We start from the raw sequence: 22798 nt of genomic DNA on the forward strand, positions 1-22798 counted from the left end.
GCGGTGCGGGAAGGCCCTCCGGTCATGCGTTGCTCAGCTCTCCACGAGCATCAGGCAGAACCCGTCGTGGCCACGGCTGCCGACGGTCTGCACGGTCGTCGCGGTGACGCGCGGCTCGTCGGCCACCAGCTGGTTGAACCGCCGCACGCCCTGCACCGCCGGGTTGGGGCTGTCGGCCTCGACGACGAGCCCGTCGAGCACCACGTTGTCCACGACGATGACGCTGCCCGGGCGGGTGAGCTTCAGGGCCCAGCCGAAGTACTCCGGGATGTTCGCCTTGTCGGCGTCGATGAACACGAGGTCGAACGGCTCGCCGCCCGCCAGCTCCGGCAGGGTGTCGAGCGCCTTGCCGACGCGCAGGTCGACCACGTCGGACAGGCCGGCGTTGTCGATGTTGCGCTGCGCGACCTCGGCGAAGGACGGTTCGGCCTCCAGCGTGGTCAGCGTGCCGCCCTCGGGCAGCGCCCGGGCCAGCCAGATCGCGCTGTAGCCGCCGAAGGCGCCGATCTCGAGGATGCGGCGCGCACCGTGGGTGCGCGCGAGCAGGTGGAGGAACTTGCCCTGGTTGGGTGCCACCGCGATCTCCGGCAGCCCGGCCTCGGCACTGGCCTTGGCCGCGAGGTCCAGGGCGGCGTCGTGCTCCACCATCAGGTTCGAGGTGTAGGTGTCGATTTTCGTCCACTGGTCTTCGCTCATGTCTCCCGATGCTACTTGAGGAACGCGCTCGGCTATAGGGATAATGGAACTATTTTTCCCGCCAACTTGATTTCCTGAAGGCAACCACTGTAGTCTCGAAGGAGATCGGGCGGTTGTTTCCGCCGCCGCCCCCGGTAATCGATCAAGCCACTCTCCAAGGCGCCGTCTGGGAATTTCTCCGGCGCCGGAAGAAAGGATGGCGACATGTCCGAGAACGCCGTGGCGACCCTCGAGTCGCCCCGCCTTGCCCCGCTCCGCGCGGCCACGTTCCACCACCTGGGGATCCAGACCGCCGACCTCGCCAACTGCGTGTCCTGGTACCAAGAGTTCTTCGGCTGCAAGGAGAACTGGTCCCTTGACGAGTTCTCCGAGCTGACCACCAGCCGCCTGCCGGGCATCGTCAAGCTCGTCGAGCTGCGGGCCGGCGGTACCCGGTTCCACCTCTTCGAACGCGCAGGCAAAGGCACCGAGGCGCCCGATCCCGGCGACGCGCAGTTCCAGCACGTCTGCATGGAGGTCGGCTCGCCGGAAGAAATGTCCGCTTGGCAGCGGCACTGGACCCGGCTGTACGAATCGGGTCGATTTCAATTCACCCGCGACGAACCGGCGACGGAGATCGTCACCGACGACGACGGTGTGCAGAGTTTCTACGCATTCGACGTGAACGGCCTGGAATACGAGTTCACCTGGATTCCGGAGGCCGCGTCATGACCGTTCCCGTGCTGACCGAGGTCCCCGTGCGCGAGGGGTGGGACTTCGGTGACTTCCCCTACGGCCTCGAACCGCTGACCATCCCCGGCGCGGGCACCGAACCCGGCGGTGACGGCCCGTGCTCCCGCTTCGCCGGGCTGTGCACGCACCTGGAGCACATCTCCCACAGCGGGGTGCCGGGCCCGGTCGAACCCGTCGAGTCGTCCGACCGGCTGTACTGGTTCCGCTGGATCACCGGCCACCAGGTGACGTTCGTGCTGTGGCAGCTCGTCGCCCGCGAACTCGCCATGGCCGAGCGCGGCGAACGTGACCGCGAGGCCGCACTGGCCTCGGCGGCGCTGTTCACCCGCGGTTTCAGCGCGATGCTGCTCTACACCAGCTCGACCCCCATCGCCGTCTACCACGAGGTGATCCGGCCGAGCATGTTCCTGCAGCACCGCGGGTTCAGCGGCACGTGGGCGCCGGACTTCGCCCCGGTCCGCGACCTCTACCGCGGCAAGGGCCTGCCCGACGACGATTCGCCCGGAGTCAAGGCTCTACGCGACGAAGTCGGCTTCTACCAGCGGGTCCACGGCGGGATCGCGGCCAAGCTGGTGCCGAGTGGACGGTCGCTGCTGCAGGACGCGGCGGGCGCGGCCGAGGCGCCGCACCCGGACGTGCTCAGCGCCGTCTACGACAACTACTTCATGACGCTGCGGGCGCCGACGTCCCTGCCGGACGTCGTGGCCCAGCTGCTGCGGCGGCTCAACGCCGTGGCGCTGGACGTGTCCGAGAACGGCGTCGACTCCGTGTCCGACGCCGAGGACCCGCCCGCCGAGCTGACCAGTCCCGAGGTCCGCTCGTGCGAGGCCGGGTTCGTCGGCCTGCTCGCCGACGTCGCCGCGTGCGCCGCCGGCTCCCCGGCGGACTGAGCCGTGCGCCACGGCATCGTCCTGCTGCCCGAGCAGCGCTGGTCCGCCGCGCGGGACCGCTGGCGCCGCGCCGAAGAGCTCGGGTTCGACCACGCCTGGACCTACGACCACCTGATGTGGCGCTGGCTGCGCGACGAGACCTGGTTCGGCTGCCTGCCGACGCTCACCGCCGCGGCCGGGGTGACGTCGAAGATGCGGCTCGGCTCGCTCGTCGCGACCCCGACGTTCCGCCACCCGGTGTCCTTCGCCAAGGAGCTGATGACGCTCGACGACATCTCGGACGGGCGGCTGATCTGCGGCGTCGGGTCCGGGGCCGGTGGGTACGACGAGAGCGTCTTCGGCGCGGAGCCGGAAGGCGGCCGGGCCGGGCGGTTCGCGGAGTTCCTCGAGCTGACGGACCTGCTGCTGCGGCAGCCGGTGACGTCGTACGAGGGCCGCTACTACCGCTGCGAGGGCGCGCGGATGGTCCCGGGCTGTGTGCAACGCCCGCGGCTGCCGTTCGCGGTCGCCGCGACCGGCCCGAAGGCGATGGGCCTGGCCGCGCGGTACGCCGAAACGTGGATCACCGCGGGCGCGCCGGGCCGGTTCGACGCGCGGCGCTGGGACCTGGTCGTGCCGGAGCTGAAGGACCAGCTCCGGGCGTTCGAGGACGCCTGCGCCGCGGCCGGCCGCGATCCGGCGTCGGTGGGAAAGCTGCTGGTGACCGGCGCGACCGTCGGGGGCGTGCTGGACTCGGCGGAGTCCTTCCGGGACGCCTCGGGCACCTTCGCCGACCTGGGGTTCACCGATCTGGTCGTGCACTGGCCACGGCCGTCCGAGCCCTATCAAGGGGACGAGCGCGTCCTCGACGAGTTGGACCTCGCCTGAAAGGAGCAGCATGCCCGCGTACGAGATCGTCAACATGTTCGCCGACCACGTTTACGCCGGCAGCGCGCTCGGTGTCGTCCCGCGGGCCGGTGACCTCGGCACCGCGGGCATGCAGGCGCTGGCCCGCGAGATCAACCAGACCGAGACGGCGTTCGTGCTGCCGCCCACCGGGACCGGCGCGGACTACCGCGTCCGGGTGTTCACGCCCGAGGCGGAGTCGCCGTTCGGCGGGCATTCGAGCGTCGGCACCGCGGTGACGCTCGCGCGGCTGGGCCTGGTGCCCGCCGGGCGGGTCGTGCAGGAGTGCGGGCCGAAGCTGCTGCCCCTGGACGTCTCCGCCGAAGCGGGCAAGATCACCGCGAAAGACCCCCTGGAGAGCGAAAAGCTCGATGCCGGGGTGCTGCTCGGCGCCGTCGGCCTGCCCGCCTCCGCGGTCGACGGCGCCATGCCCGCCGCGTGCGGCTTCGGCCCGGCGTTCCACTTCCTGCCGGTGCGCGCCGACGCCGTCGCCGCTGCGAAACCGGACTTCGCGCGGATGGCCGACACCGACCTCACCGACGTCCTGGTGTTCAGCTGGGACGCCGCGACGAACACCGCCCACGGCCGCCTGTTCGCGCCCGGCTACGGGATGCCCGAAGACCCGGCCTGTTCCTCGGCCGCACTCGGCCTCGGCGTCTGGCTCGTCGAGGCGGGGTGGTTCCCGGGCGGCGACTTCACCCTGCGCCAGGGCCGTGAGCAGGGCCGTCCGTCCACTTTGCACTGCTCGGTCCAGGTCACCGACGGCCGGCCGGTGTCGGCGTCGGTCTCCGGCGCCGTGCTGTCCGCCGGTGCGGGCGAGCTGGCCGATCCGGACCGTGAGAAGGGAAGCTGACGTGCTCGACCGACCCGAACTGCTCGGCACCCGGGGTGCCGTCTCCTCCACGCACTGGCTGGGCTCCGCTGCCGGGACCGCGATGTTCGACCTCGGCGGCAACGCCTTCGACGCCGCCGTCGCCGCGGCGTTCGTCATCCAGGTCGTCGAACCGCACCTCAACGGACCGGGCGGCGACGTCCCGATCCTGGTCCACGACGGCGCGACCGGCGAGGTCGAGGTGATCTGCGGGCAGGGCCCGATGCCGGAAGCCGCCACGCCGCAGGCGTTCCGCGACCGCGGGGTCGACGCGATCCCCGGCTCCGGGCTGCTGCCGGCGGTCGTTCCCGGCGCGTTCGGCGCGTGGCTGCGGTTGCTGCGCGACCGCGGCCGCCTGGACCTCGCGACGGTGCTCGCCCCGGCCATCGCCTACGCCGAGGACGGGTATCCGCTGCTGCCGAAGGCGGCGGACATGATCGACGTCCTGGCGCCGCTGTTCCGCCAGGAATGGACCGGTTCGGGCGAGGTCTACCTGCCCGGCGGCCAGCCGCCGAAGGCCGGGGCGCGGCTGTGCAACAAGCCGCTCGCCGCGACCTACCGGCGGATCGTTGCCGAGGCCGAAGCCGCCGCGGGTGGGCGCGAGAACCGGATCGACGCCGCCGTCAAGGTGTTCTACCAAGGGTTCGTCGCCGAGACGATCGACAGGTACCTCGCCACGACCGAGCCGCTGGACTCCACCGGCCGCCGCAACGGCGGCCTGCTGACCGGGCACGACCTGGCGTCGTGGCAGGCGACGGTCGAGCCGACGGTCTCCGCTGGCTACCGCGGCCACACCGTTCACAAGGCCGGCCCGTGGTCGCAGGGCCCGGTGTTCCTCCAGCAACTCGGCCTGCTCGAAGGCTTCGACCTCGCCGCGATGGACCACGGCGGCGCCGAGCACCTCCACACGGTCGTCGAGAGCGCGAAGCTCGCCTTCGCCGACCGGGAGGCCTTCTACGGCGACCCGGCCCACACCGACGTCCCGTTGAAAGATCTCCTGGATCCGGCGTATGCCGCCGCGCGTCGTGAGCTGATCGGACGGCGGGCGTGCGGTTCGTTGCGCCCAGGCTTGGACGGCTGGTTCCCGGAACCCCCGCTGCCCGGTTCGCCGGACCCGGATTGGCGCGCCCAGCTGGCGGACGGGATCCCCGCGGTCGTCAAGCTGACCGCGGCCAAGGGCGACACGTGCTGCATCAGCGCGTCGGACCGAGACGGCAACATGGTCGTCGCGACCCCGAGCGGCGGGTGGCTGAAGAGTTCCCCGGTCATCCCCGGGCTCGGGTTCCCGCTCGGCACGCGCGGGCAGATGGCGCTGCTGGACGAGGGGCACCCGAACACGGTCGCGCCGGGCAAGCGCCCGCGGACCACGCTGAGCCCGACCCTGGTGACCAAAGACGGACGGCCGCACCTGGCGTTCGGCACCCCGGGCGGTGACCAGCAGGACCAGTGGACGCTGAACTTCTTCGTCAGCCACGTCGACGGCGGCTTGCGGCCCCAGGCGGCCGTGGAGCAGCGGGCGTTCCACACCGACCAGGTTCCGTCGTCGTTCGCGCCGCGTTCGGCCCGCCCGAACCGCCTGGTCGTCGAGAACAGCTGCCCGCCCGAGGTCGTCGAGGAGCTGCGTTCTCGCGGTCATGACGTCGCGCTCGCGCCCGACAAGTCGCTGGGCAAGGTCTGCGCGACGGGGTTCGACGGCGACCTCGTCCTGGCCGCGGCGAGCCCGCGCGGGCAACAGGCCTACGCCGTCGCCCGCTGATTTTGGAGGTGCGCTGTGCAATCCGTGCTGGAACTGTTCCCGAGCCGGCAGGCGCTGGCCGAAGTCACCGACGAGCTGGGCCGCGGCCGCCCCGCGATCGTCCACAACGGACGTGAGGCGGTGTTCGTCCTGCCCCTGGCGGAGGTTTCCACCGCGGCGGTGGCGTTCCTGGTCCGGCACGGCTCGGGCCTGCTCGTCGCGGCGTTACCCCGGCGACGCTGCGACGACCTGGGCCTGCCACGGATGTGGGGCGCGTTCGAGCAGCCGTCGGACTACTGCGTGACGGTCGACGCGGCCGAGGGCGTCACCACGGGCATCTCGGCCGCCGACCGCGCGACGACGTTGTCCCGCCTGGCCGACCCGTCAGCGGGACCGGCGGACTTCCAGCGGCCGGGCCACGTCCTGACCCGCGCGACCCACCCGGACGGCGTCACCGGCCACGCGGGTTTCGCCGAAGCGGCGGTGGACCTGGCGGAGCTGGCCCACTGCGGCCCGGCGGCGGCGTACACGCACGTCGTCAGCCCGGTCGACCCGACACGGCTGGCCAGGCCGGGGGAGCTGGACCCCCTGCGCGGGAAGTGCGCGCTGCCGGCGGTGAGCCTGGCGATGCTACGCGGGTTCCGGACGCAGCTGGCCGCGGTCAGCGGTTCCCGGGGGACAGGACGTAGGAGAACCGCCGCACCCGCGGCACCCAGGCCTGGAAGACGCCGACGTCCGGCAGGGTGATCGCGTCCGACAGCTCCGCCAGGGTGTGGTGCAGGTGTTCCCACTGCGGCACTTCGGCGGCGGGCACCGCGCCGACGGCCGGGCTCTCCCAGTGGCCTTCGGCCTCGAACGGCCGCAGGTCCCCGACGAAGTCCGGCCAGGACGCCTCCGCGGGCCGCCGGAGCAGCGCGTCGGCGAAGCGGCCGAGCAGGCGTCCGTGGGCGGTGAACGTCGCGAGCAGGACCACCACCGCTTCGTACTCGCCACCGAGGAACGCCGAGGCGTCCGAAAGATCGCGGGTCGAACGCAGCATCCGGTAGAGGTTGATCAGGCGCTTCGCGTCGCACGGGGTGTCGATCAGCCGGTCCAGGCGGGACAGGAGTGCGATCTCCGGCGCGGTGAGGGGCCGGGGGATCTCGGGCCGTACCGTCGGATCGAGCTGAGCGGCCACCTGCGAGCCCGGCTCGACCGGGATGGCGGTAGGAGACTCGACGACGAGGGTCTCCGGACGGTCCGCGGGCTCGTCACGGCTTTCCGCGGGCCGGGCGGTCTCGACCATGCTCAGCAGCAGCCGGTTGAGGCTGCCCTTCGGCATCCGGGGTAGCACCAGGGGGATGTTGAGGATCTTCTCGAGGTAGTCCTCCGGCGTCACGTGCCAGCCGTCGGGCCGTGTGCCGGCGTCGGCTTCGATCAGCCGGTCGTAGTGCGTGCTGAGCGAACGCAGCAGCCAGCGCGGATCCACGCCGACGACCACCACGAACAGGTCGAAGGCGAGCAGCAGGTGCACCGCCTGCAGGACGTCGACGACCTGCTGCGGGCTGCAGCGGTCGAGGTCGTCGATGTAGAGCACGATCCGGTCCATCGGCCGCGCCGGGTCGCCCGGCGCCACCGGGGCCGTCATCAGCGCGACGAGCTTCTCGAAGTCCTTGCGGATGGTGGAGATCAGCCCGAGGTTGCCGCGGTAGTCCTCACCGCGGGAGCGTTCGGCGAGGAAGGCGTAGAGGCGGCGTCCGGGTGTCAGCTCGGCCAGCTGCCGGCCCAGCTCACCGGTCCGGGCGACGACCTCCTCCAGCTGTGCTTCGGCGAGCCGCTGGTCGGCTTCCGCCTTGCGCAGCGCGACACGCTCCCGCCCGGCGTCGCCGTCCCCGCCGATCCGCAGCTCGTCGGCCAGCGTGCGCAGGCGCCGCAACCCGCTGCGGGCGAAGCCCAGCAGCGTCAGGCCGACGCCGGTCAGGGCGGTGAAGAGCCCGACGGCACCCGCCAGCACCTCCTTGACCTGCGGGACGAACGCGCTGACGCACACACCCGCCAGCAGCACGAGCGCGGCGAGGGCGATCGCGCCCTTGCCGGCCCGGTGCATCGACGTCCGGCGCAGCTCGGCGGCTTCGTCCAGGGTGCCGCGTACCTCGTCGGCCAGCAGCCGGCCCTGCTCGGCCGGGTCGGTGACGCCGAGCTGACGCCACAGGCCGTCGTACTGCGCGCGGAACGTCGAGGACCGGCGCAGCGCGCGCAGCAGGTCTCCCGCCCGGACCCGGCGGTCCTTCTCGGCGTCGCCGATCTTGCGCTTGAGCTCGGCGGCCTCGGCTTCGGCGCGTTCGGTCACCGCGGTCAGCTGCTGACGTTGCTCGAGCGCCGCGGCGAGCTGGTCACGCAGCCGGGCGCCCTCCCGCAGCCGGGCCTGGTGTTCGGCCTCCGGCTCGCCGGTTCGGCGGGCGGGCTCGGCGAGCTGGCGGAAGATCTCGTCACCGAGGCTGGCCCAGAGGTTCGCGTCGGCGTAGTGCCAGGCGTTGAAGCCGACCTGCGCGATCTTGCCGCAGTGGCCGGGTGTTCCTTCGAGGGCTTTCACCTGGCCGCGCAGCATGCCCATGAAGAAGCTCTTGCCGGAGCCCCATTCGCCGAACACCCCGATCGACAGCGGCAGCGGCGTGTCCTGGGCCGCGATCACGGTGGCCAGCATCGAGACGTAGGGCTTGACGCCGAGGTGGTCCCGCTCGAGCGGGATCGATTCGTTGGGGTCGACCAGGTCCCGGGTCATCCCGCCGGCCAGTTCGACCGAAGAGAACACCGGCCGGCGCAGGCGCTGGTTCTCCCAGGCGGTGCGGATGGCGTCCACGTGCTCCTGCGACCGGGCGAAGAAGAAGACCTGGAAGACCGAGGTCTGGGTGGCGAGTGCGCCCTTGATCATCGCGGCGGCGGACACGAGCGGGGTGATGCTCAGCATCCCGGTGCCGAACAGCGGCAACCCGACGGAGGTGGCGCCGCGTTCCGCGGCGGCGGTGATGACCGCCGCGGTGGCCGTGGTGATCGCGGCCGGGGTCGGGTCGTTGTTGCTTTCGGGGTCGTGGAGCGAGGCCAAAGCCGCCAGCCGCAGCGGGAGCTCGCCGGTGTGCGCGGCCAGGTCGACCAGAGTGGGCGAGTCCGGCGTGATGGAGCCGAGCTGGACCGAGTCCCATGCCGCTCCGGGGAACTCGTTCAGCAGCGCCGCGGCGACCCCGCCGAAACTGCCGCCGACCGAGGCGGCCAGCACTTCGACGGGCAGCTCCCACGGCCGGTCGGTCAGCGCGACCTCGTAGTGGACGCCCGAAATCGCCTCCAGGGGCGTGGCGCCGGGGTGCGTCGGCGAGGGCATCGCTGATTCGGACATCGCCGCTCTTGATACCACGGGGGGTGAGCCCGCGTCCTAGGATCGCCTCGCGCACGGGCAGGCACGGCGAAAGACGGGGGCAGCACATGACTTCCACCAGGCACGACGGAGACACCTGGGACTTGGCGTCCAGCGTCGGGACGACCGCCACCGCGGCGGCCGCGGCCCGGGCGATCGCGACCCGCGAGGATCGGTCGCTCATCGACGATCCGTTCGCCGAGCCGCTCGTGCGGGCGGTCGGGGTCGACCTGCTGACCCGGCTGGCCAGCGGGGAACTGCCTCCCGGCGACCTGGTCGAGCAGTCGGCGATCGACGTGGCCAAGGTCCGGACCAGGTTCTACGACGACTTCTTCCTCGACGCGGCGAACGCCGGCATCACGCAGGCCGTGATCCTGGCCTCGGGGCTGGATTCCCGCGCGTACCGGCTGGCGTGGCCCAGCGGGACCGTGGTGTACGAGCTCGACCAGCCGCAGGTCATCGAGTTCAAGACCCGCACGCTGGCCGAGCTGGGCGCCGAGCCCACCGCCGAGCGGCGGGTGGCCGCGGTCGACCTGCGTGACGACTGGCCCGCCGCGTTGCGCACCGCCGGCTTCGACCCGGCCCGGCCGACCGCGTGGAGTGCCGAAGGCCTGCTGGGCTACCTGCCGCCGGAGGCGCAGGACCGCCTGCTGGACACCATCACCGAGCTCAGCGCGCCGGGCAGCCGGGTGGCCACCGAGAGCAGGCCCAACCCGAAGCCGGGGGACGAGGAAGCGACGAAGGAGAGCCTGAACCGCACGGCCGAACGCTGGCGTGCGCAGGGTTTCGAAGCCGACATGGCGAAGCTGCGCTACTACGGCGAGCGCAACGAGGCGGCTCCCTACCTGACCGGCCTCGGCTGGACGCTGGAGGGGAGGACCATCCGGGAGCTGCTGGCCGCCCATGGCCTCCCGCTGAAGGACGACGACCTGCGCATGGGCGGCGTGCTCTACGTCAGCGGATCTCTCACCAAGTAAGCGATCTACCCCCTCCGGAAGCCTTCCGGAGGGGGTACCCAGTTTTTGAGGGCCTCTTGGCGCCCCTCAAGTCGCCTGCGGATCTCCCGGCCCATCTGAGTTCGGATATGTGACCTTATCCAAACTCAAGCACGTCATTATCTATCTTCTAATTTTGAACAGATAGTTCTAGTTCTAATTAGAAGATTTGATAGGCTCTCGATCATGACGGAAGACGCTGGTCAAGCCCGGGTTTGCGAGTACCGCCGCTGCGGAGCGGCTCTGCCGCCCGCCGTGGGCCGGGGGAGCCGCGCCCGGTTCTGCCAGGACGGGAAGACCTGGGGACGGCGGAACCTCACCTGCCGCGACGCCGAAGCTGTCCTGGCGGACGCCGAGTCCCTCCGAGAGAGCGACACCGCGCTCGACGACACCGCCGTCACGGCGCTGGCAGGGCAGGTAGACCGGGTGCTGGAACCGGCACGCGGGCTCGTCGAGACGCTGACGACCCTGCGCCACCAGCTCGAGGCGACCACCACCACTGCCCTCGCCGAGCGGGACGCCGCCCTGGCCGAGGCCGACGAGCACCGTCTCCAGCGCGGCCGGGCCAACGCCGAAGCCACCCAGGCCCGCGAGATCGCCCAAGAAGCCGTGCAGCGGGCGGGTGTGGCGGAGAAGGAGAAGACGACCGCGGTCCACGAGCGCGATCAGGAACGCGCCGTGCGGAAGGCCGCCGTCCAGGAGCAGCAGCGTGCCGAAGGTCAGCTGGCCGCCGTCCGAGACGAACTCGCCCGGGTCGCCGAACGGGCCGAGTCGGCCGCGACCCTCGCCGGGGAGCGGGCCACGACGATCGCCACCCTCACCGCCGAACTCACGGCCACCCGCACCGCGCTCGACGAAGAACGCGGCCGTGGTCAGGCCGCGAACCTCCGAGCGGAAGCCGCGACCGTCCGCGCCGAGTCCGCCGAAACCCGAGCAGAAGCCGTCTCACAGAAGCTCGACGCCGCGCGCGAGGAGCACGCGAAGGCGCGCGAAGAGGCTGCGAAGGCCCATCAGGAGGCCGCGGACCGTGCGCAGGCTGAGGCTGGACGTCTCCGGGCCGGCTTCGACCAGCGGCTCGCCGAGCTGCAGGCGTCCCACGAGCAGACGGTCCGATCCATGCACGAGACCACCACGAACCTGGGTGCCGAGCTGCGCACCTGTACTGCCCGGGCCGACGCCGCCGAGCACCGGATGAGCCAGGTACGCGCAGCCTTGAAGGGCGAAGACGTCCCGGCAACACTTAAGCAGTTACTTGACCAATGAGCCGAGCGAGCCTAACTTAAGTACATGCTTAACCATGACGAGGCGCTGGACCTGGTGTTCCGCGCCCTGGGGGACCGCACCCGGCGGGCCCTGGTGGAGCGGCTCGTGCGCGGTCCGGCGTCGGTCAGTGAGCTGGCCGCGCCGCTGACCATGTCGCTCGCCGCCGTCGTGCAGCACCTGCAGGTGCTCGAAACGGCCGGGATCGTGCGCTCGGAGAAGGTCGGCCGGGTGCGCACCTGCCGGATCGAGCCCGAGGCGCTGCGCACCGGCGAGCACTGGCTCGGGCACCAGCGCACCGCGTGGGAAGGCAGGCTCGACCGGCTCGGCGACGTCCTCGGCGAGCCCGGAACCTCCGAAGGGAGCACGACATGACCGTCACGCACGCCACGTTCACCCTGGAACGCACCTACACCGCCACACCGTCGCGGGTGTTCGACGCCTGGGCGGACCCCGCGGCCAAGGCCCGCTGGTACGGCGGGGAAACCCACGAGCTGGACTTCCGCGCCGGCGGCCGCGAGGTGACCACCGGAACCGCGCCGAACGGCACCAAGCTGGCGGCGACCTCGACGTATCACGACATCGTGCCCGGCGAGCGGATCGTCTACTCCACCACGCTGACCGGCGGCGACACCCTCGCGACCGTCTCGACGACCACCGTCGAGCTGGTCCCCGACGGTGCCGGCACCCGCCTGGTCCTCACCGAACAGGGAACCTTCCTCGACGGCGCCGAGGAACCCGCCTGGCGTGAGCAGGGCACCGGCGACTGGCTGGACAAGCTCGGCGAGGAGCTGAAATGACCCCCGCGGCGCTGATCGAAGCCCGCGTCGCGGCCGTAGCGGCGAAGGACTTGGACGCGCTTCTCGCCTGCTACGCCGAGGACGTCACCCTGTTCGACGCGGTCGGCCCGTTGCGCGACGCGGGCCGGGAAGCGGAACGGACCCGGCTGCGGGAGTGGTTCGGCGCCTACCGGTCGGCGATCGAGCTGGACATCCGGGACCTGGAGGTGGTCGCCGACGGCGACGTTGCCTTTGCGTCCTACCTGTTCCACGTCAGCGGCACGATGCTCGACGGAACCGACGTGGCGATGTGGGTGCGCTCGACCGCCGGTCTCCGCCGCGGCGACGACGGCTGGAAGATCGTCCACGAGCACAGCTCGGTCCCGTTCGACGGCGCCACCGGCGAAGCGCTCACCCGGCTGCGGCCCGGGTCCGGTACTGCTGCGGGCTGACGCCGAACTCGCGCTTGAAGGCCGTGCTGAGGGCGAACGCGCTGCCGTACCCGACCTGGTGGGCGACCGCGCCGATCGTCGCGTCCCGTTGCTGGCGCAGGAAATCCGCGGCGAGTGCGAGCCGCCAGCCGGCCAGGTAGGCCATCGGCGTCTCGCCGACCGTCGTGGCGAACCGGCGGGCCAGTGCCGCACGCGAAACGCCCGTGTTGGCGGCGAGCTTGGCGACCGTCCACGGCTCGGCGGGCTGGTGCTGCAGCAACCGCAGCGCCTGGCCGACGATCGGGTCGTCGTGGGCGCGGTACCAGGCCGGCGCGCTCGTGTCGGGCCGGTCGAACCAGGTCCGCAGCGCCGCGATGAGCAGCAGGTCCAGCAGCCGGTCGAGGACGGCTTCCTGACCGGGGACGTCCTTGCCGATCTCCCCGGCGAGCAGGCCGACCAGCGGGGTCGGCCAGTCGGTGGCGCGCAGCACGATCAGCACCGGCAGGGCCGCCAGAAGCCGCTTGCTGAGTTCACCTTCCATGCCGTAGGTGCCGGTCAGCAGCACGACCGGGCCGTCGGTGCCGTGACCCCAGGTCCGGACGCCGAGGTCGGCGTAGTCGGTGAGGTGCCCGCCGTCGGGCGTCCGGCATTCCTGCCCGGGCAGGATGATCGCCTGCGGCGGCGTCCCGGGGTGGTCGGCGACGAGGTACGGGTCCGGGCCGCGGGCGATCGCGACGTCACCTTCGCGCAGCAGGACGGCTTCGCCGGTATCGGGCACGATCCACGCTTCGCCGCGCACCACCGAGACGACGGTCAGCGGCGCCTGATCCTCGATCCGCAGCGACCACGGCGGGGTCAGCACCGACCGCAGCAGGAACGCGCCGTGCGCGCGGGGGCCGTCGAGCAGAGCGGCGAGCGGATCCATGCGCCCGAGTGTAGACGATGAAACATGCTATCGAGTCTCTGAACTATGGAGAGTCTCACCGTGGGCCGGTTGACTCTGTGTCATGACGAACGAAACGAAATTCCTGGTGGTGGGCGGCACCGGCAAGACCGGCCGCCGGGTGGCGGACCGGCTGCGGGAGCGCGACCTGCCGGTGCGGATCACCTCGCGGCGGGGCGCGCCACCGTTCGAATGGGCCGACCGTGACACCTGGGCGCCGGTGCTCAAGGGCGTCGACGCGGTGTACCTCACCTACTACCCCGACCTGGTCGTGCCCGGCGCGGCCGACGACATCCGCGCGTTCACCGAGCTGGCCGTCGCCGAAGGCGTGCGGCACCTGGTGCTGCTTTCCGGCCGCGGCGAGGAGGAAGCCGAGGCGTGCGAACGGATCGTCGCCGACGCCGGCACCGGCTCGACGGTCCTGCGCTGCAGCTGGTTCGCCCAGAACTTCAGTGAGCACTTCCTGCTCGACGCGGTCCGCGGCGGCGAGATCGCCCTGCCCGCGGGGGCGGTGACCGAGCCGTTCCTCGACGTCCGTGACATCGCCGAGGTGGCGGTGAAGGTGCTGACCGAGCCCGGGCACACCGGTGAGCTGTACGAGCTGACCGGGCCGCGGCTGCTGAGCTTCGCCGACGCCGCCGCCGATATTTCGGCCGCGTCGGGGCGGGATGTCCGCTATGTTCCGGTTTCCGCGGAGGACTACGCCGCCGCGGCCGTCGAGTACGGCGTCCCGGCGGACGAGGTCGGCGCGCTGACCGAGCTGTTCACCCGGGTGCTCGACGGGCGCAACGAGTCGGTGACGCACGACGTCGAACGGGTGCTGGGCCGTCCGGCGACGGATTTCGCCGAGTTCGCGCGGGACGCGGCCGCGACCGGGGTCTGGGCCCGGTGAAGGGGAAGGTGACACCGATGTCGACGGTGGTGCTGGTGGCCGCGGTGATCGCGGCCGGGTTGATCGCCGGGCTGTTCTACGCCTACTCGTGCTCGGTGATGCCGGGGCTGGCGCGGGGTGACGACAAGACGTTTGTCGAGGCGATGCGCGGGATCAACGTCGCGATCGTCAACCCGGTCTTCATGCTGACGTTCCTGGGGGCGCCGGTGCTGGCGGGGGTGGCGATCTTCCTCGACCCGGGGCCGCGGCCGTGGGTGATCGCGGGGTTCGTGTGCCTGGCGGCGATGCTGGTGATCACCGGGGCGCTGAACATCCCGCTCAACAACGCGCTGGAGAGCGGCGGGACCGACTACGCGGCCCTGCGGGCGCAGTTCGAGACGTCGTGGGTGCGCTGGAACGTGCTGCGCACCGTCGCGAGCACGGCGGGCTTCGGCTGCCTGGTCGCTGCGGTGCTCACCCGCCGTGGGTGAGCACCGCGACGACGTCAATCCGCGAGGCGGAAGAGCAGGTCGGTGACCCACTGCGCCGGGTCGGGAACCTCCAGGGGGTTGGTGCGCAGGACTTCCAGACGGCAGCCCCACTCCTCGCCGTCGGGTCCCTCGGTGCGGTCCCACGTGACGCCCTGCTCGGAGCCCCAGGTCAGCACCGACTGCGTCGCGGCGGCCAGGCCGTCCGGAGCGCCGACGTAGGTGTCGAGGACGTACTTCCCGGCGGGCAGCTCGTCGCTGAACGCCGGTTCCGCCGGGGTGAAGTCACCCTCGATCGGGACGCCGGCCTCGACCGTGAAGCGCATCCCCGGGTGGATGACGCGGTAGCGGAAGAACGGCGTCCCGGCCAGGGTGATCCCCTGGGCGGCCAGCGTGCCGATCAGCGGCGGCAGCCGGTCGGCGATCCGGGGGAACTCCGGGATCCTGAGGGTGGCGCGCTCGGCGACGTACCGCTGGGCGGGCCGGTCCACGATGGACGGCATCAGGCGAACTCCTCGGGTGGCCGGATCGGGCGGACCTCGATACTGCCGTAGGTGGCCGCCGGGTGCTTGGCCGCGATCTCGAGGGCTTCGTCGAGGTCGTCGCAGTCGAGGACGACGTACCCGCCGACCTGTTCCTTGGCCTCGGTGAACGGCCCGTCGGTGAGCAGCACTTCGCCGTCGCGGACGCGGATGGTGGTGGCTTCCGACGGCGGGCGCAGGCCGCCCCCACCGCGGATCTTGCCGCGGCGTTCGAGGTCCTCACCCCAGCCGTCGCAGCCGTCGTACTGGTGTTCTTCGGCGGTCTCGTCGCCGCAGATCATGAGCAGGTACTGCACGTCAGCTCTCTTTCAGGACTTCGCGCAGGCGCGCGGCGAAGGCGGCGGGCTCGGCGAGGAACCCGCCGTGGTCACCCGGGAACGGTTCGGCGGTCAGGCCGAGGTCGGCGGCGAGGCCCAATCCCGCCTCGTGAGCGGGCAGGCCGGCGGCTTTCCCGCCGACGCCGACGACCAGCCGGGTGCGCACCGCGCGCAGGGCGTCGAGGTCGGGGTCGTAGGCGCCGATGGCGGCCATGAGGTGGCCGAAGAAGTAGGCGAAGTTGCCTTCCATCACCTTCATCTGGGCCAGTTCCCCGGGCGTGGGGTCGGCGGGCGGGCTGATGTCGAACCCGCCCATCTCCGAGAACGCGGCGATGGCCGCGCCGACGCCGTGCTCGCGGTAGATCGCGGGGATGTCCGGGCTGTCGAGCACCGCGGGACCGAGGTGACGCGTGACCGGCGGTTCGTGCAGGACGACGGTGCGGACCTGGCCGTGGTGGTGCACGACGTACTCGAGCATGGTGATGGCGCCGCCGCTGTTGGCGAAGACGTCGGCGGGGCCGTCGCCGATCTCGGCGAGCAGCCGGTGGACGTCGTCGGCGTGCTCGCGGAGGGTGTCGCCGCCGGGTTCGCCGTCGAGGGGGCTGCGGGAGATGCCGCGGGGGTCGTACGTGACGACGGTGTGGTCCTCGGCCAGCAGCGGTCCGATCGCGGCGAACATCGTCGAGTCGGCGGCGCCGCCGGGGATCAGCAGCAGGACGGGGCCGCTGCCGGTGACGTCGTAGGTGATGCGGGCGCCGGGGACGGCGAGGGTGGTCATGGCGGTTCCTCCGGGGGTCGGGGTTCGCCTACCCGACGGATGGGATCGGCCGGAACAGACACCGCTTCGGAAATTCTTCGGGTGAGGTAGCTGCGCTCGGCAGCGGTCGTGGCCAGCTCGCGGGCCGTCGCGTACCACTGGGCGGCTTCGGCGTGGCGGCCCAGCCTGCGGAGGAAGTCGGCGCGGGTGGCCGGGAGCAGGTGGTAACCCTCGAGCGGGCCGGCCAGCTCGTCGAGGAGCGCGAGCCCGGCCAGCGGCCCGTCGGCCATGCCGACGGCGACGGCCCGGTTGAGCTCGACGACCGCGCTGGGGACGAACTTGCGCAGCTCGCGGTAGAGCCCGGCGACCTGGGCCCAGTCGGTGTCGGCGGGCGTGACGGCGGTGGCGTGACAGGCCGCGATGGCCGCCTGGATCTGGTACGGCCCGGGGTGGCGTCGCCGCAACGCCGTCTCGAGCAGCTGCGTGCCCTCGGCGATCAGGGTGGCGTCCCAGCGCGTGCGGTCCTGTTCCTCCAGCGGGACGAGCACGCCGCCGGGGCCGACGCGGGTCGCGCGGCGGGTGTGCTGCAGCAGCATCAGGGCGAGCAGGCCGAGGACCTCGGGTTCATCGGGCATCAGCCGGGCCAGGACGCGGCCGAGCCGGACGGCTTCCGCGGCGAGGTCGGGTCGCAGCAGGTCGGGTCCGGCGCTGGCGGAGTAGCCCTCGTTGAACGTCAGGTACAGCACGCCGAGCACGGCGGCGGTGCGTTCGGGCAGCAGGTGCGCGGGCGGGACGCGGTACGGGATGCGCGCGTTGCGGATCTTGCGTTTCACCCGCACCAGCCGCTGCGACATGGTCGCTTCCGGGACGAGGAACGCCCGCGCGATCTCGGCGGTGCTGAGCCTGGCCAGCGTGCGCAGGGCGAGCGCGACCTGGGCTTCGGTGGCCAGCGCCGGGTGGCAGCAGGTGAAGATCAGCCGCAGCCGGTCGTCGGGAACACCGCTGTCGTCGTGGTCAGGGCCTTCGGGTATCTCGGGGACGTGCATCAGGCCGGCCTCCCGGAGCTTGGCGGCGCCGAGGGTTTCGCGCCGGAGCCGGTCGGTGGCGCGGTTGCGCGCGGTGGTGGTGAGCCACGCGCCGGGCCGCTTCGGGACGCCGTCGCGGGGCCAGGTGCGCAGGGCGAGCGCGAAGGCCTCCTGGGCGCACTCCTCGGCGAGGTCCCAGTCGCCGGTGATCCGGATGAGCGTGGCCACGACCTGGCCCCACTCCTCACGGAACGCCTCGGCGACCGCGTTCTCGACGTCCACCACCACTCCTCCCGGTTGCTGTCACCGTCCCGACGAACGGCCCGGCCCCGATTCGACAGCTACGGCGTGGCAGGCGCCGAACCCCTCGGCGCGCGCGACGATCCGGCCGCCTTCGACGCGGACGGCGGTTTCGGTGGCGTCGCTGACGGCGGTGACCCCGGCGGCCGCGGCCAGCGCGCCCCCGGCGTCGGAGACGATCCGCAAGCGCGGTTCCCGCGGCGCCGGGAACGCCTGGTCGAGGCAGACGCGCAGGTCGGCGACGGCGAGCCGGGCCAGCGGGGCGAGCTCGCCGGGATCGCTGGTGACGAGCGCGACGGTGACGTCGGCCCCGGCGCGGACGGCCTCCTCGAAGGCGGCGGCGCGGTGCAGCCCGAGGACCGTGACGACGCCGTCGCCGGGACGCACGGTGTCGCCGGTGAGCAGGTCGAGCGCGCCGGGCGGGTTCCACGGCTCGTCGGCGGCCCGGGCCTGGGACGTGATCGGCGGGGTGTCCGGCCAGTCGTCACCGAGGTCCAGCTCCAGCAGCCGGGCGCACGCGGTGACGATGTGGAACGGCTCGCCGAAGCCGGGCGCGGCGGCGGCGAGCTGGCTCGCGCCGTGCAGCGTGGTCAGGGCGGCTTCGGCGACGCGCACCAGGCGCCGCCCGGGCCGGAGGCGTTCGAGGGCGAGACCGAGCAGGATCGCGTCGATCCGCATGAGCTGCGCGAACGGCCGGCGGGTGTGCTCGTCGGCGAGGATTTCCGGCAGCAGCTCGCGGGTGAGCCGGGCTTCTTCGCTGTCGCTGTCGGTGGCCAGGGGGAGGCGGGCGACCCAGGCGCGGGCGAACGCGGCGAGGGCGTCCGGCGCGCTGGGGTGTGACGCCGGGGTGGCGGGCCGGGGTGCGTGTTCGGCGAGCTCGGCCAGGACGGCGAAGTAGAGCGCGCGTTTGCCGGGGAAGTTGGAGTAGACCGCGCCGCGGGTGAGCTCGGCGCGTTCGGCGATGACGTCGATCTTGGTGTCGCGGAAGCCGCGCCGGGCGAACTCGTCGCGGGCCGCGGCGAGCACCTTCGCGCGGTTGCGTTCCTGGGTTGCCGCCCTGCTGAGTCCGGCCATCGTCCTCCTTGCCCCGGTGTTGCCGATCAAGATACCGTGACCATCCAGATGATATGAACATCTGATCTGAACATGTGGAGTTCCTGATGATCCCCGAGATCTACCTGACCGACATCAAGGTGCTCACCGACCCGTTCACCGCCTACGACCAGGCCCGCGAGGCGAGCGCGGTGGCCCAGCTGGTGATCCCCGGCTTCGGCCCGTTCTGGGCGCTGACCCGCTACACCGAGGCCCGCGCGATGCTGGCCGACCCGCGGTTCGAGGTAAAGCCGGAGAGCTTCCTGCGCCCGCCGGGCATCCCCGAGCACTGCCTCGAGTACATGCGGACGATGGCCGAGCAGGACGGCGCCGAGCACCTTCGGCTACGGCGCCTGGTGGCGCCCGCCTTCACGCCGAAGCGCGCCGCGCAGTTCCGCCCGCGGCTGGCAGCCATCACCGGGCGGCTGCTCGACGAGCTTCCTTCGCACGCCGAGGACGGTGTCGTCGACCTGATCCCGCATTTCGCCCGGCCGCTGCCGATGGACGTCATCTGCGAACTGGTCGGCATTCCCGCCGCGGAACGGCCGCGCTGGCGGGAGTACGGCGCCGCCGTCGCCGGCGGGGTCGGCCAGGACTTCGCCGCGGCGATCCCGGTGATCATCGAGGGTGCGAAGGACGTCGTCGCGCGCAGCCGGGCCGAGCCGGGTGACGACCTCATCGGCGACCTGGTGCGTGCTCAGGCGCAGGACGGTGACCGGCTCACCGACACCGAGCTGGTCACCCTGGTCTGGCACCTGGTGCTGGCCGGGCAGACGCCGGTGAACCTCATCGCCAACGCCGTCGAAGCCCTGCTCACCCACCCGGACCAGCTCGCCCTGCTGCGCGCCGATCCGGCGTTGTGGCCGGGTGCGGTGGAGGAGCTGATGCGGTGGTGCAGCCCGCAGTTGCTGACCACGCCGAGGTTCGCGCGTGAGGACGTCGAGATCGACGGCACGCTGATCCGGGAAGGTGAGCGGGTGACCGCGGCGATGGTGGCCGCCGACCGTGACCCGCGGGTGTTCGACGGCGCCGACCGGCTCGATATCACCCGGTCCGGGCCGGCGCAGCTGGGGTTCTCGCACGGGCCGCACTTCTGCCTGGGCGCGTCGATCGCGCGAGTGCAGACGGAGGTGGCGCTGTCGTCGCTGTTCGGCCGCTTCCCTGACCTCGCGCTGGCCGTCGACGACGTTCAGCGCACACCGGACGGCGGGACCTGGCGGCCGTCGGCGCTACCGCTGACGCTCTGACACCAGGGCCTCGATGCCGTCGAGGACGCGGGCGAGACCGAAGCGGAAGCTGTGCGCGGCGTCGGACGCGGCGTTGTGCGTCTCGCCCGCGGCCTGGCCGACCCGGGAAGCGAGGGGGAAGTTCGCCGCGTCGGCGGCCGGGATGCCGGCCAGCACCGGCGCGGCGCGCTCCCACCACTGCAGGTCGGTCAGGCCGCTGGCGCGGACCAGGCGGGCGGCGTCGACGGAGGTGCGCGCGGTGGCGCGGACGAGGCCGTTGACGATGGTGATCACGGAGTCCATCTCGACGTCGTCGAGGCCGATGCCGTCGATCGCGCGCAGTTCGTGCTCGTACTTGGTGAAGGTGTGCGGGCCCAGGACCGAGCGGGTGGTGGCGGCCTCCAGTAGCCACGGGTGCCGGTGGAAGTGCGCCCAGGCCGCTTCGGCGATGGCGGTCAGCGCCGCACGCCAGCCGAGGCCGGGTTCGGGGACCGGCAGCTCGCCGCGGACGTGGTCGATCATCAGCTCGAGCAGCTCGTCCCGGCCGGGGACGTAGGTGTAGAGCGACATGGGGGAGACGCCGAGGTGCTCGGCGACGTGGCGGATGGTCACCGCGTCGAGGCTGTCGGCGTCGGCGAGGGTGATGCCGGCCCGGACGACGTCGGCCGTGGTCAGCTTGGGTTTCGGGCCGCGTCGCGGGGGCCCGGAGACGCCCCAGAGCAGCTCGATCACCCGTCGCGGGCCGGTGCCGCCGTCGTCCTCGGTGCTCACGCCGCTCATTCTGCCCACCGGTTCCTCGTACGTTGTACAGAGTTGTGCTAACCTCTTCTTCGTACACAGTACAGAGTTAAGGGGGAAGATGACTCTGCAGATCCAGGCCGAGGGACTTCGCAAGCGCTACGGCGACGCGTACGCCCTCGACGGGTTCGATCTGTCGGTCCCGGCCGGCACGCTGCACGGCCTGCTGGGACCCAACGGCGCGGGCAAGACCACCGCCGTCCGCATACTGAGCACGCTCCTGCGTCACGACGGCGGCGTCGCGCGCGTGGCCGGGTTCGACGTCGCCACCGAACCGGCGCAGGTCCGCTCGGCGATCGGGCTGGTCGGCCAGCAGGCCGCGGTCGACGAACTGCTCTCCGGACGCCAGAACCTGGTGCTGTTCGGCCGCTTGCACCACCTCGGCCGCCGCGAGGCCACCCGCCGCGCCGACGACCTCCTGGACCGCTTCGACCTGGCGGACACCGGTGCGAAGCCGGTCTCCGCCTACTCCGGCGGGATGCGGCGACGGCTGGATCTGGCCGCGTCGCTGCTCGCGGCGCCGCGGGTGCTGTTCCTCGACGAGCCGACGACCGGGCTCGATCCGCGCAGCCGCACCGAGGTCTGGAAGGCGGTGCGGTCCCTGGTCGCCGACGGCACGACCGTCCTGCTCACCACCCAGTACCTGGAGGAGGCCGATCGGCTGGCCGACCGGATCTCGCTGGTCGAGCACGGCCGCGTCGTCGCCGAAGGCACCCCGGCCGAGCTGAAGGGTTCGCTCGGCGCGACCCGCATCGAGCTGGTCCTGACCGATCCGGACGTCGTGGGCGCGGCGACGGCGCTGCTCGCTCGCGTCACCGGAACCGAGCCGGTCACCGAAGAACTGCGGGTGAGCGCGCCGGCCGAGCCGTCGATGCTGACCGACGTCGTGCGCGAGCTGGCGGCGACCGAGCTGACGTTCGCCGATGTGGCCCTGCGGCACCCGACACTCGACGAGGTCTTCCTGCAGCTGACGGGGGTGGCGCGGTGAACTGGGCGATCACGGACGGCTGGACGCTGACCCGGCGCTACCTCGCGCACCTGGCGCGGCGCCCGGCCCGGCTGGCCACGGTGGTGGCGTTCCCGATCCTGATGGTGCTGATCTTCGCCTACCTGCTCGGCGGCGGGATGACCGTGCCGGGCGGTGGCTCCTACCGCGAGTTCCTGATGCCGGGGATGTTCGGCATGACCATGGCGTTCGGGCTGTCGGGGACGATGATCGCGGTGCTCGACGACGCCACCAAGGGCGTCACCGACCGCTTCCGGTCGCTGCCGATGGCGCCGTCGGCGGTGCTCACCGGCCGGGTGGCCGCGGACCTGGTCAACGCCGTGCTCGCGCTGGCCGTGCTGCTGGGCTGCGGCTTCGCGGTCGGCTGGCGCCCGCACGGCAGCTTCGGCGAGACGCTCGCCGCGTTCGCGCTGCTGCTCCTGCTGCGGGTGGCGCTGGTGTGGGCCGGGATCTACCTGGGCCTGCTGACCACGGACCCGTCGATGGTGACGCTCGCCCAGACACTCGAGTTCCCGTTCGGGTTCCTCTCCAGCGCGTTCGTCGCGACGGCGACCATGCCGGCGTGGCTGGGAACCGTGGCCGAGTGGAACCCGTTGTCCTCGACGGTGACGGCCGCGCGGGTGCTGTTCGGCAACCCGGGCGCGGCGGGGACGTCCTGGGTGAGCACGCACCCGGTGCTGCTGGCGGTGCTCTGGCCGCTGGTCCTGCTCGCGGTGTTCGTGCCGTTGTCCGTGCGCCGATACGGGAGGCTGGGGAACTGAACGCCGATTT

At 72.1% G+C, this 22798-nt stretch carries 25 protein-coding genes; 16 read left to right on the forward strand and 9 right to left on the reverse strand.

The genetic code is table 11. The annotated features are described in order from the left end of the window. Window positions 1-33 precede the first annotated feature (33 nt). On the reverse strand, window positions 34-696 hold the full coding sequence (locus ACIOD2_RS04270) for an O-methyltransferase (protein WP_323328096.1): 663 nt from the start codon (window positions 694-696) through the stop codon (window positions 34-36). A 219-nt stretch (window positions 697-915) separates the two neighbouring features. Between ACIOD2_RS04270 and ACIOD2_RS04275 the strand changes: the two genes are divergently transcribed. The 6 genes from ACIOD2_RS04275 to ACIOD2_RS04300 are packed head-to-tail and all read left to right on the forward strand — an operon-like array spanning window position 916 to window position 6556. Continuing rightward, window positions 916-1407, forward strand: a complete 492-nt coding sequence (locus tag ACIOD2_RS04275) for a VOC family protein (RefSeq protein WP_400534209.1) — start codon at window positions 916-918, stop codon at window positions 1405-1407. Further along, entirely contained in the window at window positions 1404-2318 is a 915-nt protein-coding gene (locus ACIOD2_RS04280; protein ID WP_400534212.1) for a hypothetical protein, read from the forward strand. Before ACIOD2_RS04275 ends, ACIOD2_RS04280 begins: the two co-directional genes overlap by 4 nt. A gap of 3 nt (window positions 2319-2321) precedes the next feature. Beyond that, window positions 2322-3185, forward strand: coding sequence for an LLM class flavin-dependent oxidoreductase (locus ACIOD2_RS04285; RefSeq protein WP_400534215.1), 864 nt, complete (start codon window positions 2322-2324; stop codon window positions 3183-3185). Between the two features lie 10 nt (window positions 3186-3195). Continuing rightward, entirely contained in the window at window positions 3196-4056 is an 861-nt protein-coding gene (locus ACIOD2_RS04290) for a PhzF family phenazine biosynthesis protein (protein ID WP_400534218.1), read from the forward strand. 1 nt (window position 4057) lies between these two features. Further along, on the forward strand, window positions 4058-5830 hold the full coding sequence (locus ACIOD2_RS04295; protein WP_400534221.1) for a gamma-glutamyltransferase family protein: 1773 nt from the start codon (window positions 4058-4060) through the stop codon (window positions 5828-5830). 24 nt (window positions 5831-5854) lie between these two features. After that, window positions 5855-6556, forward strand: coding sequence for a 3,4-dihydroxy-2-butanone-4-phosphate synthase (locus ACIOD2_RS04300; protein WP_400534224.1), 702 nt, complete (start codon window positions 5855-5857; stop codon window positions 6554-6556). Here the strand turns inward: ACIOD2_RS04300 and ACIOD2_RS04305 are convergent. After that, window positions 6471-9179, reverse strand: a complete 2709-nt coding sequence (locus ACIOD2_RS04305) for a P-loop NTPase fold protein (protein ID WP_400534227.1) — start codon at window positions 9177-9179, stop codon at window positions 6471-6473. The genes ACIOD2_RS04300 and ACIOD2_RS04305 overlap by 86 nt on opposite strands. Window positions 9180-9265: 86 nt before the next feature. Between ACIOD2_RS04305 and ACIOD2_RS04310 the strand changes: the two genes are divergently transcribed. From ACIOD2_RS04310 to ACIOD2_RS04330, 5 genes are all read left to right on the forward strand, one after another. Then, window positions 9266-10174, forward strand: coding sequence for an SAM-dependent methyltransferase (locus ACIOD2_RS04310; RefSeq protein ID WP_400534230.1), 909 nt, complete (start codon window positions 9266-9268; stop codon window positions 10172-10174). 204 nt (window positions 10175-10378) lie between these two features. Further along, window positions 10379-11455 carry a hypothetical protein gene (locus tag ACIOD2_RS04315; protein WP_400534233.1) on the forward strand — a complete coding sequence of 359 codons (1077 nt, stop codon included), beginning with the start codon at window positions 10379-10381 and terminating at the stop codon, window positions 11453-11455. A 24-nt stretch (window positions 11456-11479) separates the two neighbouring features. Further along, window positions 11480-11827, forward strand: a complete 348-nt coding sequence (locus tag ACIOD2_RS04320) for an ArsR/SmtB family transcription factor (protein ID WP_400534236.1) — start codon at window positions 11480-11482, stop codon at window positions 11825-11827. Beyond that, window positions 11824-12252 carry an SRPBCC family protein gene (locus ACIOD2_RS04325; RefSeq protein ID WP_400534239.1) on the forward strand — a complete coding sequence of 143 codons (429 nt, stop codon included), beginning with the start codon at window positions 11824-11826 and terminating at the stop codon, window positions 12250-12252. Before ACIOD2_RS04320 ends, ACIOD2_RS04325 begins: the two co-directional genes overlap by 4 nt. Then, a complete protein-coding gene (locus ACIOD2_RS04330) occupies window positions 12249-12683 on the forward strand; it encodes a YybH family protein (RefSeq protein ID WP_400534242.1) in 435 nt (144 codons plus the stop codon). Before ACIOD2_RS04325 ends, ACIOD2_RS04330 begins: the two co-directional genes overlap by 4 nt. Here the strand turns inward: ACIOD2_RS04330 and ACIOD2_RS04335 are convergent. Continuing rightward, complete coding sequence (locus ACIOD2_RS04335) at window positions 12643-13587, reverse strand: AraC family transcriptional regulator (protein WP_400534245.1); 945 nt, start codon at window positions 13585-13587, stop codon at window positions 12643-12645. The genes ACIOD2_RS04330 and ACIOD2_RS04335 overlap by 41 nt on opposite strands. Window positions 13588-13669: 82 nt before the next feature. Here ACIOD2_RS04335 and ACIOD2_RS04340 point away from each other — a divergent pair, with 82 nt between their 5' ends. Further along, window positions 13670-14497 (forward strand): NmrA family transcriptional regulator, encoded by an 828-nt coding sequence (locus tag ACIOD2_RS04340; RefSeq protein ID WP_400534248.1) that lies wholly within the window; start codon window positions 13670-13672, stop codon window positions 14495-14497. Window positions 14498-14514: 17 nt separating this feature from the next. Next, window positions 14515-14967: a DUF1772 domain-containing protein gene (locus ACIOD2_RS04345; protein ID WP_400534251.1), complete on the forward strand. Its 453-nt coding sequence runs from the start codon at window positions 14515-14517 to the stop codon at window positions 14965-14967. Window positions 14968-14981: 14 nt separating this feature from the next. Here ACIOD2_RS04345 and ACIOD2_RS04350 read toward each other — a convergent pair whose 3' ends face one another. Genes ACIOD2_RS04350 through ACIOD2_RS04370 form a run of 5 tightly spaced genes read right to left on the reverse strand, consistent with a single transcriptional unit; the run spans window position 14982 to window position 18979 of the window. Beyond that, entirely contained in the window at window positions 14982-15467 is a 486-nt protein-coding gene (locus ACIOD2_RS04350) for an AraC family transcriptional regulator (RefSeq protein ID WP_400534254.1), read from the reverse strand. Continuing rightward, the gene (locus ACIOD2_RS04355; RefSeq protein WP_392772402.1) at window positions 15467-15802 is read right to left on the reverse strand and encodes a YciI family protein; all 336 of its coding nucleotides are present in this window, start codon (window positions 15800-15802) and stop codon (window positions 15467-15469) included. Before ACIOD2_RS04355 ends, ACIOD2_RS04350 begins: the two co-directional genes overlap by 1 nt. 1 nt (window position 15803) lies before the next feature. Further along, window positions 15804-16601: an alpha/beta fold hydrolase gene (locus ACIOD2_RS04360; protein WP_400534258.1), complete on the reverse strand. Its 798-nt coding sequence runs from the start codon at window positions 16599-16601 to the stop codon at window positions 15804-15806. After that, on the reverse strand, window positions 16598-17887 hold the full coding sequence (locus ACIOD2_RS04365) for an RNA polymerase sigma factor (protein ID WP_400534261.1): 1290 nt from the start codon (window positions 17885-17887) through the stop codon (window positions 16598-16600). Before ACIOD2_RS04365 ends, ACIOD2_RS04360 begins: the two co-directional genes overlap by 4 nt. A 21-nt stretch (window positions 17888-17908) precedes the next feature. Further along, window positions 17909-18979 carry a TetR/AcrR family transcriptional regulator gene (locus tag ACIOD2_RS04370; RefSeq protein ID WP_400534263.1) on the reverse strand — a complete coding sequence of 357 codons (1071 nt, stop codon included), beginning with the start codon at window positions 18977-18979 and terminating at the stop codon, window positions 17909-17911. A gap of 86 nt (window positions 18980-19065) precedes the next feature. Here ACIOD2_RS04370 and ACIOD2_RS04375 point away from each other — a divergent pair, with 86 nt between their 5' ends. Then, entirely contained in the window at window positions 19066-20244 is a 1179-nt protein-coding gene (locus tag ACIOD2_RS04375) for a cytochrome P450 (RefSeq protein WP_400534266.1), read from the forward strand. Here ACIOD2_RS04375 and ACIOD2_RS04380 read toward each other — a convergent pair. Beyond that, entirely contained in the window at window positions 20227-21003 is a 777-nt protein-coding gene (locus tag ACIOD2_RS04380) for a TetR/AcrR family transcriptional regulator C-terminal domain-containing protein (protein ID WP_400534268.1), read from the reverse strand. The two genes, ACIOD2_RS04375 and ACIOD2_RS04380, sit on opposite strands and share 18 nt — an antisense overlap. Before the next feature lie 79 nt (window positions 21004-21082). Here ACIOD2_RS04380 and ACIOD2_RS04385 point away from each other — a divergent pair, with 79 nt between their 5' ends. Beyond that, the gene (locus ACIOD2_RS04385) at window positions 21083-22009 is read left to right on the forward strand and encodes an ATP-binding cassette domain-containing protein (RefSeq protein ID WP_400534271.1); all 927 of its coding nucleotides are present in this window, start codon (window positions 21083-21085) and stop codon (window positions 22007-22009) included. Continuing rightward, on the forward strand, window positions 22006-22788 hold the full coding sequence (locus ACIOD2_RS04390) for an ABC transporter permease (RefSeq protein WP_400534274.1): 783 nt from the start codon (window positions 22006-22008) through the stop codon (window positions 22786-22788). The genes ACIOD2_RS04385 and ACIOD2_RS04390 overlap by 4 nt, the downstream gene beginning before the upstream one ends. The last annotated feature ends 10 nt before the right edge of the window (window positions 22789-22798 follow it).

The sequence above is a fragment of the Amycolatopsis sp. NPDC088138 genome (assembly GCF_044741685.1).
In the GTDB taxonomy this organism is placed as follows: Bacteria; Actinomycetota; Actinomycetes; order Mycobacteriales; family Pseudonocardiaceae; genus Amycolatopsis.

Excerpts from the sequence above, each read along its gene's own strand:
- ACIOD2_RS04320 (WP_400534236.1), top strand. The coding sequence starts at position 11,480 with ATGCTTAACCATGACGAGGCGCTGGACCTGGTGTTCCGCGCCCTGGGG.
- ACIOD2_RS04375 (WP_400534266.1), top strand. The coding sequence starts at position 19,066 with ATGATCCCCGAGATCTACCTGACCGACATCAAGGTGCTCACCGACCCG.
- ACIOD2_RS04340 (WP_400534248.1), top strand. The coding sequence starts at position 13,670 with ATGACGAACGAAACGAAATTCCTGGTGGTGGGCGGCACCGGCAAGACC.
- ACIOD2_RS04335 (WP_400534245.1), bottom strand. The coding sequence starts at position 13,587 with ATGGATCCGCTCGCCGCTCTGCTCGACGGCCCCCGCGCGCACGGCGCG.
- ACIOD2_RS04370 (WP_400534263.1), bottom strand. The coding sequence starts at position 18,979 with ATGGCCGGACTCAGCAGGGCGGCAACCCAGGAACGCAACCGCGCGAAG.
- ACIOD2_RS04380 (WP_400534268.1), bottom strand. The coding sequence starts at position 21,003 with ATGAGCGGCGTGAGCACCGAGGACGACGGCGGCACCGGCCCGCGACGG.
- ACIOD2_RS04280 (WP_400534212.1), top strand. The coding sequence starts at position 1,404 with ATGACCGTTCCCGTGCTGACCGAGGTCCCCGTGCGCGAGGGGTGGGAC.
- ACIOD2_RS04330 (WP_400534242.1), top strand. The coding sequence starts at position 12,249 with ATGACCCCCGCGGCGCTGATCGAAGCCCGCGTCGCGGCCGTAGCGGCG.
- ACIOD2_RS04350 (WP_400534254.1), bottom strand. The coding sequence starts at position 15,467 with ATGCCGTCCATCGTGGACCGGCCCGCCCAGCGGTACGTCGCCGAGCGC.
- ACIOD2_RS04270 (WP_323328096.1), bottom strand. The coding sequence starts at position 696 with ATGAGCGAAGACCAGTGGACGAAAATCGACACCTACACCTCGAACCTG.
- ACIOD2_RS04290 (WP_400534218.1), top strand. The coding sequence starts at position 3,196 with ATGCCCGCGTACGAGATCGTCAACATGTTCGCCGACCACGTTTACGCC.
- ACIOD2_RS04325 (WP_400534239.1), top strand. The coding sequence starts at position 11,824 with ATGACCGTCACGCACGCCACGTTCACCCTGGAACGCACCTACACCGCC.
- ACIOD2_RS04360 (WP_400534258.1), bottom strand. The coding sequence starts at position 16,601 with ATGACCACCCTCGCCGTCCCCGGCGCCCGCATCACCTACGACGTCACC.
- ACIOD2_RS04315 (WP_400534233.1), top strand. The coding sequence starts at position 10,379 with ATGACGGAAGACGCTGGTCAAGCCCGGGTTTGCGAGTACCGCCGCTGC.
- ACIOD2_RS04345 (WP_400534251.1), top strand. The coding sequence starts at position 14,515 with ATGTCGACGGTGGTGCTGGTGGCCGCGGTGATCGCGGCCGGGTTGATC.
- ACIOD2_RS04310 (WP_400534230.1), top strand. The coding sequence starts at position 9,266 with ATGACTTCCACCAGGCACGACGGAGACACCTGGGACTTGGCGTCCAGC.
- ACIOD2_RS04305 (WP_400534227.1), bottom strand. The coding sequence starts at position 9,179 with ATGTCCGAATCAGCGATGCCCTCGCCGACGCACCCCGGCGCCACGCCC.
- ACIOD2_RS04385 (WP_400534271.1), top strand. The coding sequence starts at position 21,083 with ATGACTCTGCAGATCCAGGCCGAGGGACTTCGCAAGCGCTACGGCGAC.